Below are 13,806 nucleotides of genomic sequence, written 5' to 3'. Positions count from 1 at the left end.
AGCCGAAGGGATAAGCCATGAGAAAGCAATTTCGCATGCAATTGGATCTGTTCGTGACAGCCCGGCCGGTAGACCTGAGCGACACCCAGCGCCGGGAAGCCTTAACACTCCTTCAATTACTGTTGACGGAAGCGGCGGCAAAGCTGGCCGGCAAGCGGTTCGCCGACGGCGGAAAGGAGGCGGGCAATGAGTAAGATTACCGCCGACCATCTTAGCCTTAGCGCCTTCGTCTACGTCCGGCAGTCGACAGCCTACCAGGTTGCCAATAACCTGGAAAGCCAACGACGGCAGTACGGCTTAGTCGAGCGTGCTCGACAGTTGGGTTGGGAGACCGTCGAGATCGTCGACGATGACCTTGGACGATCCGGAGGTGGCATCGCCCGCCCAGGATTCGAGAAGCTGTTGGCGGCGATATGTGAAGGTCGGGTGGGAGCAGTCGTATCGCTTGAGGCCTCACGTCTGGCGCGCAATGGCCGTGATTGGCATACGTTGCTGGAATTTTGTGGTCTGGTCGGCACTCTGATCGTTGACGAAGAGGCTATTTACGATCCGCGCTCGCCTAACGATCGTCTCCTTCTTGGCATGAAGGGTACGATGAGCGAGATGGAGTTATCCGTGTTTCGGCAACGATCCGTCGAGGCCATGCGCCAAAAAGCGCGGCGCGGCGAACTTCATCTGACTGTTGCCGTCGGATATGTGAAGACGGATGATGCCCGTGTCGAGAAAGATCCTGATCGGCGCGTTCAGGAGAGCATTCTGCTCGTCTTTCGTAAATTCGCCGAACTGCAGACCGTCCGCCAGGTGTTGCTCTGGTTCAGGCAAGAGAATGTCTTGGTTCCGTCTGTCAATCAAGGGCGCGGCAAACCGCCGATCGAGTGGAAAGCTCCGGTTTATCATACCCTTCATCACATACTGACAAACCCCGTCTACGCTGGCTCGTACGCCTACGGCCGGCGTGGGACACGGGTGATGATCAAGGATGGGCGCAAACGGGTCATCCGTGATACGTTGCGGCGTAATTCGAAGGACTGGGAAGTTTTGATCCACGACCATCATGAAGGCTATATTAGCTGGGCCGAGTTTGAAAGGAATCAGCATCTGATCGCCGAGAATGCGAATGGAAAAAGCTACATAGGGCGGGGTTCGATAAGGCGTGGCGAAGCTTTGTTGCCTGGACTATTTCGTTGCGGTCGCTGCGGTCGTCGACTGCATATTCAATATTCTGGGAAAGGCGGCAACACGCAGCGATACGTTTGTCGCGGCACATTCGGCGACATGGCGGCTGCAAACTGCATCGGGTTCGGTGGCATGCGCGTCGATCGGGCCGTCGCGCAGGAAGTTCTCGAACGACTGCAACCCCTCGGGATCGAGGCGGCGTTGCAGGCAATGGAGGCGCACACGCAGCGTCATAGCGATAAGCGTCAGCAACTCGAGAACTCAATCAAGCAAGCACAATATGAGGCTGCTCGAGCGCGGCGCCAGTATGACGCTGTCGATCCCGACAATCGGTTGGTCGCGGGCGAGTTGGAAAGACGCTGGAATGAGAAACTGATCCAATTGCGTGACCTGGAGATCGAGCTTGAGACGCTCTCGACCGACCGCGACATGCCCGCGCTATCGGCAGATGACCGTGCAAGACTGATGAAGCTCGGCAGGGACCTGGGGCAGGCATGGGACAGCCCCAGCGTATCCATTGAGACGCGCAAAAAGATCATTCGGCTACTAATCACGGAAATTGTTGTCGATCTCGTGCGCGCCTTGGCAAGGCAGTTACCTGATTTGTCAATCGCAGCGATCCTGAACCGCTCCGGCAAGCGGACTGGACATGGCGCCAGCTGGACACGAAGCCACGTCTGCAGTCTTCGCAACATCCACGGCATCCCCGTCTATCGGGAAGGCGAACGGGCTGAACGCGGCGAGAGAACCCTCGACGAGACCGCCGACATTCTGAAGGTAAGTCGAGCTACGGCTTATCGGATGGTAAGCAGCGGCGTCCTTCCCGCTCGACAGCTATGTGCTGGAGCGCCTTGGATCATTCAACTTTCCGACCTTCAAGACGACACTGTTCGCCGCGAAGCAGATGCCAGGCGATCAAGACGTCCGATATCTCAGGATCCGGTTCAAAATCCCCTTTTATTTTAAGGACATCGTCAGATGAGCAGTATGTCGCGCCAACGTCGCTACCGGCAAAGAGCGCATTGCGGCGATTCATGGCTGGTCGGCGGATCGCGTTTTCCACCAGGTTGGAGTCGATATCGACGTGGCCGTCGTCCAGAAACAGCCGGAATCCGTCCTGCCGCGTCAGCATATAGGCCAGGGCTTTTCCGAGGTCGGACTTGCGTGAGACGCGCTGGCTTGCGCTGCGAGCCAGGTGAAGAATTCGTCCACCAGCGGGAGGGACAGGTCCTGTCGAACTGCCCGGCGATGTTCGGGATCTGAGCCCCGGATACTGCCTTCGATCTTGTAGAGCGCGGCGATCCGCACCAGCGCCTCGTCGACGATGGGCGATCCACTCTTTGGCGCGGCCTTGATCAGCTTTCTGCGCCCGTGCGCCCAACAGAAAGCCAGCTTCAAGGGATCACCGCCCATCCGGTCCGACGTGGCGAGGTGAGAGTAACCACCGTAGGCATCCACCTGGATTGTCCCGTTGAACCCGTCGAGGATTTCAGCGGCATATTCGCCTTTACGCCCGGGCCGATAATGGAACACCACGCCCGGCGGCGCAGAACCGTTCCAGCCGCGGTCGTCACGCAACACGGCCCAGAGATAACCGGTCTTCGTCTTGCCTCGCCCCGGATCCAACACCGGAGCCGTGGTCTCGTCGACATAGAGCCGCGTGCTTTCAAACAGCAGCCGTTTTGCCATGTAGTCGACCAATCTTGTGAGCGTTGATCCGGAAGTTGCCGCGAGCAACGGGCGGGCGCTCTTGCTGGTTTCGAACTTGATGGAATTGGCCAACATGGTGGAACACCTTTGTGACAGGTTGGCAGCGCGGTGGCGAGCGGAGTGTAAGGACAATTATGCCGCTAATGTAAACGAGATTATGCCGCAAGAGGACTCGCTGTATGGCATATTTCCCTAATTTGCTCAGAGAATGTCCTTGATACAAATCAGAAGTGCGGTATAATTAGCATTACATTAATGCTCGATCTCATACCCGGAGCCCGCAATGCCTGCGAAGTACGGCGGCAAGCGATCAAAGATGGATGCCCTCATCGACGAGGGCACCTTCAATCCAAATTCCGAGAAGGTGCGCGACCCGAAGTTCCGCGGCAGCGAGTTCTTCGATCCGCGCGACGCCGTCCAGGTCAAATACGAGATGCTGCGACGCGTCTCCGTCGACAACGTCTCGGTAACGGACGCTTCCGACGAGTATGGTGTTTCCAGACCGACCTACTACCAGGCCAAGGCAAACTTCGACACGAGTGGGATTGCTGGACTGGTGCCGGCAAAGCCGGGTCCCCGCGGGCCCCACAAGGTCGACGACAAAGTCCTGGCATTTCTGCAGGCAAGGCTGGTTCCGGGCGTACCCGTTCATGCACGCGAGCTCGCCAAGATGGTCCGCAACGAACTCGATATCGAGCTTCATCCCAGGACGATCGAGCGGGTGTTAAAAAAAACGATCCGCTAGACGTTGCCACGGGACCGGCATGTTCATTGCCGGCCATCGCGGACCAGTACGAGATGCTGCGCAGTGCAGCTCTCGGCGAAGTTCTGCCGCTCAAGGCCCGTAGCGGCCTCATGCTTTTTCTGCGCCGCGGCATGTGGGGATGGGCCCGTGCACTGCCTGCGGCGGCAAGCCCTGATCAAGACCCGTTTTACCTGTCATTGGCCACCCGACCGGCGCGCGACGACCTCAGCGCCGTCGTTCATGTCCTGGCGACCATCGCCATGAGCATCCACCAACGGAGAGCACCATGAACATGAATGTACACCTCAAAGTCCAGTCCCATCACCGTGAACGCAGCGCCTACCTCTACATCCGCCAATCTTCGATGCGGCAAGTCATCGACAATACCGAGAGCGCCATGCGGCAATATGCGCTTCGCGGGCGCGCTATCGCACTTGGTTGGCGCGAGGAGCAAATTATCGTCATCGATAACGATCAGGGTGAATCCGGCGCATCGGCGGTCTGGCGCGAGGGATTTCAGCGGCTGGTCAGCGATGTCGGCATGGGGCATGCCGGGATCGTCATGGGTCTGGAGGTCTCCCGGCTGGCGCGCAACAATGCCGACTGGCAGCGTCTACTGGAGATCTGCGCCCTTGCTGACACCCTGATCCTCGACGAGGACGGTGTCTATGACCCGGCAAGTTTCAACGACCGCCTCCTGCTCGGCCTCAAGGGAACAATGAGTGAGGCCGAACTGCATGTGATCAAGGCAAGGCTGCGCGGCGGTATTCTCAACAAGGCACGGCGCGGCGAGTTCCGTTGCCCCCTGCCAACCGGACTGGTCTATGACCATTCCGGCAATGTGGCTCTCGATCCGGACATGCAAATTAGAGAGACGATTGCTCATTTCTTTGAGACGTTCTCTCGCGTCGGATCCGCCTCCCAGACCGTCAAGGCCTTTCGTCAGGAAGGTATTCTCTTTCCCTCCCGCCTGCACGATAGCCAGACTGTTTTTCGGCCACTGACGCCTTCGACGGCGATGCGCGTGCTGCATAATCCACGTTACGCCGGAGCCTATGCCTATGGTCGCCGTCGCTATCGACGAACCATCGATGGCAAAAAGCTCGTCCGTGAACAAGGTACCGACGATTGGACGGCGTGTATTCCAGATGCCCATCCCGGCTATATCAGCTGGGAGCAGCACCAAGAGAACCTGAGGATTCTAAAGTCGAACATCTGCCATAAATGGAACGCCGGTGTCGCATCGCCTCCGCGGGAAGGACCGGCGCTGCTGCAGGGACGGGCCGTGTGTGGGCAATGCGGCAGGCATTTTCACATGCGCTACGCTGCCCGACGCGGTCGACAGGAAGCCTGGTACGTTTGTGACCGCGCCCGTAGCAATCGCGGAGAACACGTGTGCCAGGCGATCGCTGCTCCTCCCGTCGACGAAGCCATCGGCATGTTGATCGCGGATCAGATGACGCCGGCAGCCGTCGAACTGGCAATTGAAGTCCGCAAAGAAATCGAAGCGCGACATGAAGAGGCGGACCGGCTGCGCTGTCGCGCAATCGAGCGCGCCCAAACCGAGGCCGATCTCGCCCAGCGCCGTTTCATGCTCGTCGATCCCAATAACCGCCTTGTCGCCGACACGCTCGAAGGGGAATGGAACGAGAAGCTCCGCATCTTGGCTAATGCCCGCGAAGAGCGCGAGCGCGCCCAGGAGCACGATCAATTCATCCTCAATAAGGCCGTCCAAGAGCGGTTGGTCACAATGACGGCGGACTTCAAAAAGCTCTGGACCAATTCAGAGACCCCGAACCGCGAACGAAAGCGCTTGCTTGCCCACATCATTGAGGATGTCACCCTCCTCAAACTACCGAAGAGAGGCACAACCAAGGCTCATATTCGCTTCAAAGGCGGCAAAACCCAGACACTCGTCACCATCAGCCCAAAATCGCCCAGCCAGCAGGTCAAGACGAGCCCCGACGTCATCCAACTGATCGATAAACTCCTCGACGATCATATTTTTTCCGAGATCGCCGACATTCTCAACAATCAGGGATACCGTCCGGGCTCGGTGACGCGCCGTGACCAGCGCAACGCCCGCTTCACAACCAAACGCGTCACCTATCTTGTTCGCGAATACAAGCTGAGATCACGCTATGACCGGCTCCGGGATCGTGGGATGTTGACAAAGAAGGAGGCGGCTGCACACCTCAATATCCATGAGCATACCCTCGCCAGATGGGCTGAACATGGCCTCGTCACCAGCCATGCCTACAACGGACACTATTACCTGTACGAGCTTCCGAAGAGCGATTTACCGCAAAAGCAATGCAGTCGATGGAACCAACTCGTCGATCGCCTCGCCGCCCATAAGGAAAATGCCAGACACGCCAAAACCTTCAACTGAATCCGAAAGAGAGATGCAGTATGAATGCAGATCGTTGTAGGTTAGCACCATTCCGGTGCCATCCCACACCAGGATCTTCAGGCGATCGCCGCGCTTCGACCGGAAGATCACCGTCACCCCGGAATGCGGATCGAGCTTCAATTCGGTCTGCACCATCAGAGCCAGCGCCTGATGCCCACAGCGGAAGTCAACCGGCCGCGTTGCAATCAGGATCGGCAGGCGTTGGCCCGCGACGATCATGCCGTCCCTCGCATGGCTCGCACCAGAGCCGCCACACGTTCAACCGGCACATCGCCGGGAACCCGCATCACAACGTCCGGGCCGATCTCCAATGTCAAGACCGACGAAACCGTCGCCGGCAGCGGCGGCGCCAAAACACTCACAGCCTCGCTCGGCTCTGCCGCAATCGCCAAAGGCACAAATGCAGGCTCGGCATCGCCGCTCTCCGACTGGCCCGACATAGTCTCAAAAGGCAACGCCAGAATGCCCTCGCGCACTTGCCGGCGCCACAAGGAAAGCTGGTGCGCAACAACGTCATGACGGCGCGCGACATCAACAACACGAACGCCAGGCTCAAGGCTTTCCGCCACGATCCGCGCCTTCACATCGTCCGGCCAACGCCGGTTTCCGCGGCGCGGCTCGACAACTTCGTAACGCCCAACAAATCCATCATCTGCCATGCAAATCTCCAGATAGTCCTGGAAACCTTCTCGCACACCCGGCAAGCCTCAAAATATAGCCAATTCAATGGGGCGGAGACGGCGCTTACGCCGCAATCATAAAAATACGAAAGTTGATTCAATTTGAGAGGGCCATTGCCGATTACATCCGGATTGATGACATTGCCGACATAGCCGATCCAATCATTATATTGAGAGCCGGCGCGGCCGATGAGGAAACCACCAAGCGATATATTCGCCACAGGTAGATCGGCGCCGATCGTGCTACTATCGTCCGTATAATCGAACCGTAGAGTCGTCGTCGTCTTCAGGAGGCCATATTCAGTCTCCGTTGCCGCATTGACATAGATTTCGCTTCGCGTCAGCCAGGTGGTGCCGCTGGGTTCAACTGGGGCGTAAGGATTGTATGACGATGCCTGCGTGCGGACCATACCCCCGACTTGCATGCAGGTTTCAGATCCAGGGATATAGAAATAGCCCTTGCCGTAGGCATCGCAGATGCGGACAAGTTCAGCCGGTTCCGGCTCGACGGCGACGACTTGATCGATAGCGCATACGGAAGGCGCGACTGAAAGTGTTGCAATCCCGCCGAGAAGAATGGGTCTGATATTCACTGAAGCTCCGATGTTTGGGTCAAAGAGAAATTCATCGCCCGCGCTAAACGCGTGCTCAACAATCGTCCTGGAAAGCGAATTTTATGCATGAGATTTGGGATCAGGGATTCATTCCCATCCCTGAGCAAGCAAGGACTATCGTTACGTTTTCAAGAGAAGCAATTCGTCCTGAATATTCCTTGGTGACAAGACCAGATCTCTCCATTACGTCCGGAAATCTGATGGCAGGAGGTAGGCGGCGGCAGAGAGCATTTTGCTGACATTTTCGACATTTCCGCTCAGTTGACTTTGATCGTGAAGCGTTCGCAAATGGCTCGAAGCAATATGCATGCCGCAGGAAAAACCCTTTGTTTTGCAGTAACTTTCTTAAAGCAGCTCTCCGGCAAGTCCGCCATTGTCGCATGTCAGACAGACCTGAGCGACATCGGCGCATGATGTTTGCAGGTAGCAGCTTTTGAAACACGGGTGGATCGTCGATCAACCGTCTGCTTATCGCTTGCAGGTCTAAAGCCTCAGTTCACGCCGTGACTCCAACTGTATCGAATGAGCGGGTGATTTCCAGCGCACGTTCGGGGCATGATCGAGCACCCCGGGATGCGCGAAATTCGTTCCCTGCAGCAACGTCGATATTGCCGGGCAGGATATAACCATCCTCATCCAACTTGAAGATCTCCGGCGCTTGGAACCAGCATCGCGCGTGTCCCTGGCATTTGGCAGTGTGGACGATGATGTGCATGCCGCACCTCCGAAGCTGCATAGCGGCGCTCGAGTTATGACCATTCCAGGACCAGATTTTCGATCCCGAACACATGGCCGCCATGGGTTATGGGGGCCGTACCTTCTTTGATACGGAAATGAGGAATATGAGACAGCCATTCCTCCAAGCCGATGATGATCTCCCGCCGGGCAAGGTGCGAACCAAGACAACGATGGGGACCTGCGGCGAACGCGGTGTGGCAGTTGTCCTCGCGTGCCAGGTCAATCACGTTGGGATCCTCGAACTCCGCCGGATCACGATTGGCAATCATCGTAGCGCAGCAAACATAATCCCCTTTGCGAATCGGCGCGCCTTCGAAATCGATATCTTTCGTTGCCACACGAATCATCTGTACGGTCGAATATGCCCGCAACAATTCTTCGGTTGCGAGCACGATCCGTTCCGGTTCACTGCGCAACAAATTTTGGTCTTTTGGATTGCGTGCCAGATGGGCCAAGTCAAAGCCGATCGCGGCTGCGACCGTATCGAGCCCCGCGACGAACAATAGTACGCCGATGCCACGGACTTCGTTTTCGGCCAGCAGGCGGCTATCGATCTGTGCCTGCACGACGAAGGTCATGAAGTCGCCTGCAGGCTCTTTCCGGCGCAAGGCCGCAAGTTCATCGATAAACTCCAGAATAGACCGAGCGGCTGCCGATCGTTGGACCTTATCTCCGTGGAGCAAGGCCTTCGCCCAGCCGACAAATACGTCGAGCCGCTCGTTCGGTAATCCCAAAAACTGAAGAAAGACGCCAACTGTGAATGGAATGGCAAAATCTTTCATCACCTCGCAGCTTTTACCCGACACGGAGATCTTTTCGACAATGGTGATCGCTTGCGCACGGATAGACGCTTCCAGCGCCATCACTCGTTTTGGCGAGAACAGGGGGTTAAGCAGGGAGCGAAAGATGCCGTGGGCCGGTGGATCAAGCTCGAGTGGGATCAACGGCCAGTCGTCACCGAGCGCAGAGGCGAAAATGCTGCGATTGCTGGAAAAAGTATCAGGGTCCTGCAGCACTTTGCGTTGGTCTTTGGCCCGGGTTCTGAGCCACGTGCCACGACCATCACGCGTATTGTGGAGTGAATAAAACACTGGTGGTCCGGCGTGAACACGAGCGGCGGCTCCATGAGGATCTCCATTGGAGACGCGTTGCATGCCGGGTGACGTGAACAAGCTGAAGTCGCTCACCATTTCGCGCGGAACATGATCTGGAATTGGGTCACCCACGAATTGATTTCTCCTGAACGGCGGCTGGCTGCATTAGCCCGTCATGTTCTTTGACGGCTGAAGTCCCATTGCCGCTCTTCATCTGCCGATCGAAAAGCCAAGAGGGCGAGTGGCGATACTCGGCAACTCCGGCTATTGACCGTCGCGATCTGGTTGTCCGGTCGATCGCGACCCGACATCCCCCGATTATGAGGCCACTCAAGGTGCCGGCAGCGCTGATCGCCTCGCAGAGAGAGTTCAAAATTCATGCCAGTTCCCTTTGGTCGGCCGAAAAGCGATCTTCCCGTTGCTCTTCGGCTATTTGATCCCGAGCAAGCTGAAAAAGCTTGTGTCGAGGAGCTAACAAAAACCGGTGAAACGCGATCGCGCTCGCGCAAGCAACTTGGCGTAGAGGTCGACGAGCAAACACGCGACATTACGGTGTCGCGCTTCCGACAATGCCGGACACGGTCAAAGGCGCATGAGTAGCACTTCATTGTTTTAAAACGATGTTCTGCCTTGGCCTGAATAATGCCTGAACCGCCGCCGACTTGCTGGAGGAGGAAAATCCGACAGTCGGCCCCACACAAAAAGGTGGGTAGCTGCAAAGACACCGCCATACGTATGGCACAGAAAGCCGCCGCCACGATCCGTGCGCTCAATGCGACGGGCAAAAGAATTTTTTGCGCAAAAGTTTCGCCTGTCGCCAATCCATCGCCACCCACAGAGGAGAGCAATTGTGAGCTTTCTTGAAACGAGTTTGAAGCTGTTTCAACAAAAATATGCGCCAGACTTAGGTCCAGAACAATACGCTCACCACACTGGATGTGATCGGGACGGCAATTCGATGAGCGGCTCGCTGTTGTGGGCAAGGGCTGAAACCCAGAGGATGAACAATGCGTTGGATACCGGGACAACCAATATGGTCGACGCCGAGATCAAGTTGGCACGAGACCTTCAGCAGAGAGTAAAAGAGTATGTCCGATGGCCTCAGGGCAAGCGATCTCAAAAAGGGGTGTCAATTCTCGACTTTGGCCCCGGAACAGTGCGAGCATTTCAGCAGAAGACCCTTCCCCTTGCAACGGAGTTGCGCGGAAAAACCTCACGTTGCGTACTGGTTGATCGCTCGAACGAGTTCCTCTCGGATATAGAGCGATCGCCACCATCGTTCGACCTGAAGATCGAGTTCATACGAGATGACATTTTTTCCGGGCGGCGCTTTTTTTCCGATGAGGAAACGGCATTGGTCGTCATGTTCGGGCGGACTTTTGGGAATCTTGCCGCTTCCATAAGTGAGGCTCCTCCGGTTGCGGCGGTTGTCCAGGCGTTGAGGAGGATATCGAACAGCGCTGAGAAGTGCTGGCTTGCGATCTCAATAGGCTCGGATCTGAGGTGGAATGTCGCAAAAGCCTACTACGAAGCGCATCCAGAATTTCAGCTAAACGTATTTTATCGAATGAAGGCAGAATTACCCGTCGACGATAACTTTGATCCAGGAGTGTTTGAGTATGAGGCGGATATAAGAGGTGATGACAGCTTCATGCAGGTGATCCACACCGCGACGGTGAATAGAAATTTGTCGTTTCGACTCAAAGGAAAAAGCATCGAACTTAAAAATGGTGATCGGCTGCATTTGAAGAACTCATTTTCTTTTTCGGAAGAGTTTTTCAGAGAATGCGCGAACCTGGCAGGGCTTGTGTCGGTTGATGTGCTTTCAGATGCCGCCGGCTCAGACATTCACGTGCTGGAAAAGGCGACCTAAGAACAAGTCCTGCCGCCGCTGCCGGCGAAGAGCCAATCCTTCGCATGCTATTGGCAATAACCAGCCATTCCACCCATGTCTGGCAACGATTTGTCGTGCCCTTTCGGCCAAAGCGCGAGGGAATATCGGGCATAACGGATTGGGCAACATTCGCGGCCGAGACGCTCGGCCCCGAACTCGATGTCCCGGCGAGGAGGTCGGCAGCAGTCCCTCGCGCTCGTCAGGCGGTTAACGGGTCAAGATCACTTGGCCTTGTCCGATATGCGACAATCGATCGATATGCAACGCCGGGCGGTTTGATCGATTATGTTGAACAAGAAAACATTTTTTCCTTTGGCACGCATATTGCTGCGAAGCATTTGCAGACGCGTCACGGTCCGACGGTACCGCATGGAGATGTCGAAATGTTAGCGCCAAATTATCTGCCGGGACCTATGCCCGGTCATCCGAGAGCAGAAGGCTCCAGATCCCGAAGAAGGAACAGGCCATGTTCGCCGAGGAATATCGAACGGTGGCCACGCAGACGCATCAGGTTGTACCTGGGTGGTCGCGACGAACGCACGAGCAAACCCTCATCGTCGTCATAACCTCTAATCTGACGGCGCCTCAATAGGCGGCTTTTTGTTCGCGGCGATCAATGCCGACCGGTCCGGCGCGTTTTGAATTGATATTTGCCGAATTGCTGCAGAATCTCCCCAAACGCCCGTCGTGGAACCCTCGAACTTGGACAGCAATCGCATCCAGGCGCGAGGCCTTGGACGATTGGTCCAGATCCTTCAACCGCAGGAACCTAATCCATGGCTCACTTTGAAGACATCGACCAGTTTCGTCAGCGTATCGCCGAAGCACTCCCTTCGGCCAATATCCCAACCTTGTTGCTCCTGCTTTATCAGTTCACAGGACGAGAATATTGGCTAGGTCCGCGGTTTATTCCTGCCAAGAGCGGCTGGGACGACAACGACTCCGGTGGTCTGGCAATCGAATTGCAGGCGGAGATTCGCGATGCAGCACTGAGCGCCATCATGGCTTGGCGCCAAGGCGTTCCCATCGCAAGGGCAGACTTATCGGCAGAAGAATTGATCCGCATGCTCTCCATGTCAGAAGCTGAGCCTATTCCGCCGGAATATGCTGACATGATGATCCACAAGCTGCGGAGGTATTCAGGCGCGGTTCCTGATCCGGTGTGTTTGCCGGACAACTTCCGCATACTTGTCATCGGAGCCGGCATGTCCGGCATCGCGGCCGCAGTTCGGCTGCGACAACTGGGCGTTTCTTACATCCAGATTGAAAAGCAGGACCGCACAGGCGGGGTCTGGCATTCACATCGCTATCCTGGCTGCGGGGTCGACACGCCCGGACATCTATACTCCTTCACGTTTGCCAGCGGCGACTGGAGTAAGTTCTTCCCGTTGCAGCAGGAAATTGATGAATATCTCAACCGGGTCGCCTGCGACTTCGGTATTGAAAGCTCAATCCGCTACGGCACGGAATGCCTGTTTTCTCGTTATGATGAGGAAAGCCGGACTTGGCATTCTCGATTGCGCTTGCCAGACGGGCGGGAAGAAACCCTTGTAACCAATGTGGTCATTTCAGCCGTGGGCGGATTTACCACGCCAAAATGGCCAAACATTCCCGGGCTGCGTGACTTCGACGGACCGTTGGTGCACACCTCCAATTGGGATCCCGGGGTTACGCTCGACGGCAAACGCGTGGCTGTGATCGGAAACGGAGCATCGGCAATGCAGATTGTCCCGGCCATCGCCGATCGGGTGAGCGCCCTGACAATCTTCCAACGATCGCGCCAATGGGCGGCACCCTTTCCAAAATTTCTTATGTCGGTTCCCGAGTCGATGCAGTTCTTGCTCCGCGCGGTACCACATTACGAATGGCTTTATAGGCTCCGGCTGAGTTGGATTTTTGATACTCAAGTGCACGAATCCCTGCAGAAGGATCCGGCATGGCCGCATCCCGATCGCTCTGTGAATGCGCTGAACGACGGCCACCGCGAGACGTGTACACGATATATCGAAGAACAGCTCGCCGGGCGGCCCGAGCTACTGGCGAAGGTCATTCCCCCCTACCCGCCGTTCGGCAAGCGAATGCTCCTGGACAATGGCTGGTACAGAACCCTTCTGAAGCCGCAGGTCAGTCTGGTGGACAGCGCTGCTGCACAGGTCGAAGGCAAGTCGATCCGAGCGATAAATGGCGACAGCCATGAGGCAGATGTTCTCATCGTCGCCTCGGGCTACGATATCACACGCTTCTTGCTTCCAGTTCAGATATTCGGACGCGATGGCGTGACAGTACGTGAGGCTTGGGACGATGACGACTGTCAGGCGTATCTTGGTAGCGTCATGCCGGGTTTCCCGAACTTCTTCATGCTCTACGGCCCCAATACAGCCCTCGGTCATCGCGGGAACTTCATCTTCACGATCGAAAGCCAGCTGGACTACGTGCTGAGCGTTCTGCGCCAGATGGGAGAAAAGAAGTTATCCGAGGTGGAATGCCGGCAAGACGTTTATCAACACTACAACCGGACGATCCAGGAAATGCACCAGAAGATGATCTGGAGCCATCCCGGCATGTCCACTTATTTCCGCAACGCCCGGGGGCGAATCGTAACAAACAGCCCTTGGCGCCTTATCGACTATTGGAACCTAACGAAGGAGGCAGACCTCAGTGACTACCACATCATGGGGAACGTCGGCTACCAGTCAAAGGCCTCGGCTGAAGCGGTTTGAAAAGCGGTCGCCACTCAGGGGT

Annotated in this window: 13 protein-coding genes and 1 pseudogene; 7 read left to right on the top strand and 7 right to left on the bottom strand. The window is 56.4% G+C overall.

The features are described 5' to 3' along the window. Positions 1 to 17 precede the first annotated feature (17 nt). The gene (locus GGD46_RS34030; protein ID WP_240535395.1) at positions 18 to 194 is read left to right on the top strand and encodes a hypothetical protein; all 177 of its coding nucleotides are present in this window, start codon (positions 18 to 20) and stop codon (positions 192 to 194) included. After that, positions 187 to 2,142, top strand: coding sequence for a recombinase family protein (locus GGD46_RS26910; protein ID WP_004112912.1), 1,956 nt, complete (start codon positions 187 to 189; stop codon positions 2,140 to 2,142). Before GGD46_RS34030 ends, GGD46_RS26910 begins: the two co-directional genes overlap by 8 nt. On the opposite strand, the pseudogene tnpC reads toward GGD46_RS26910, so the two are convergent. Then, positions 2,033 to 2,961, bottom strand: a pseudogene (gene tnpC, locus GGD46_RS26905) (IS66 family transposase). The gene GGD46_RS26910 and the pseudogene tnpC overlap by 110 nt on opposite strands. 208 nt (positions 2,962 to 3,169) lie before the next feature. Here tnpC and GGD46_RS26900 point away from each other — a divergent pair. The 3 genes from GGD46_RS26900 to GGD46_RS26890 are packed head-to-tail and all read left to right on the top strand — an operon-like array spanning position 3,170 to position 6,023. Further along, entirely contained in the window at positions 3,170 to 3,631 is a 462-nt protein-coding gene (locus GGD46_RS26900) for a helix-turn-helix domain-containing protein (protein WP_004112894.1), read from the top strand. A 53-nt stretch (positions 3,632 to 3,684) separates the two neighbouring features. Beyond that, a complete protein-coding gene (locus GGD46_RS26895; protein WP_028754843.1) occupies positions 3,685 to 3,921 on the top strand; it encodes a hypothetical protein in 237 nt (78 codons plus the stop codon). Next, positions 3,918 to 6,023, top strand: a complete 2,106-nt coding sequence (locus GGD46_RS26890) for a recombinase family protein (RefSeq protein ID WP_240535394.1) — start codon at positions 3,918 to 3,920, stop codon at positions 6,021 to 6,023. Before GGD46_RS26895 ends, GGD46_RS26890 begins: the two co-directional genes overlap by 4 nt. Here GGD46_RS26890 and tnpB read toward each other — a convergent pair. The 5 genes from tnpB to GGD46_RS26865 form a co-directional block, all read right to left on the bottom strand. Beyond that, entirely contained in the window at positions 5,931 to 6,263 is a 333-nt protein-coding gene (tnpB, locus tag GGD46_RS26885; RefSeq protein ID WP_081598427.1) for an IS66 family insertion sequence element accessory protein TnpB, read from the bottom strand. The two genes, GGD46_RS26890 and tnpB, sit on opposite strands and share 93 nt — an antisense overlap. Then, a complete protein-coding gene (gene tnpA / locus GGD46_RS26880) occupies positions 6,260 to 6,703 on the bottom strand; it encodes an IS66-like element accessory protein TnpA (protein WP_015341991.1) in 444 nt (147 codons plus the stop codon). Before tnpA ends, tnpB begins: the two co-directional genes overlap by 4 nt. Continuing rightward, positions 6,625 to 7,317, bottom strand: coding sequence for a porin (locus tag GGD46_RS26875; protein ID WP_004112883.1), 693 nt, complete (start codon positions 7,315 to 7,317; stop codon positions 6,625 to 6,627). The genes tnpA and GGD46_RS26875 overlap by 79 nt, the downstream gene beginning before the upstream one ends. A 517-nt stretch (positions 7,318 to 7,834) precedes the next feature. Beyond that, a complete protein-coding gene (locus GGD46_RS26870; RefSeq protein WP_004112880.1) occupies positions 7,835 to 8,053 on the bottom strand; it encodes a ferredoxin in 219 nt (72 codons plus the stop codon). Positions 8,054 to 8,087: 34 nt separating this feature from the next. Then, the gene (locus GGD46_RS26865) at positions 8,088 to 9,266 is read right to left on the bottom strand and encodes a cytochrome P450 (protein WP_051043313.1); all 1,179 of its coding nucleotides are present in this window, start codon (positions 9,264 to 9,266) and stop codon (positions 8,088 to 8,090) included. A gap of 754 nt (positions 9,267 to 10,020) precedes the next feature. Between GGD46_RS26865 and GGD46_RS26860 the strand changes: the two genes are divergently transcribed. Continuing rightward, positions 10,021 to 11,043, top strand: coding sequence for an L-histidine N(alpha)-methyltransferase (locus tag GGD46_RS26860; RefSeq protein WP_240535393.1), 1,023 nt, complete (start codon positions 10,021 to 10,023; stop codon positions 11,041 to 11,043). 606 nt (positions 11,044 to 11,649) lie between these two features. Here GGD46_RS26860 and GGD46_RS26855 read toward each other — a convergent pair. Further along, positions 11,650 to 11,823 (bottom strand): hypothetical protein, encoded by a 174-nt coding sequence (locus GGD46_RS26855; protein ID WP_154660802.1) that lies wholly within the window; start codon positions 11,821 to 11,823, stop codon positions 11,650 to 11,652. Positions 11,824 to 11,840: 17 nt separating this feature from the next. Between GGD46_RS26855 and GGD46_RS26850 the strand changes: the two genes are divergently transcribed. Then, positions 11,841 to 13,784, top strand: coding sequence for a flavin-containing monooxygenase (locus GGD46_RS26850; RefSeq protein WP_004112870.1), 1,944 nt, complete (start codon positions 11,841 to 11,843; stop codon positions 13,782 to 13,784). Positions 13,785 to 13,806: the final 22 nt, after the last annotated feature.

Source organism: Martinezella lusitana (genome assembly GCF_014207095.1).
Classification (GTDB): Bacteria; Pseudomonadota; Alphaproteobacteria; order Rhizobiales; family Rhizobiaceae; genus Rhizobium; species Rhizobium lusitanum_B.
The sequence above is the reverse complement of the archived record's forward strand: the minus strand, read 5'-3'. Positions and strand labels throughout refer to the sequence as shown.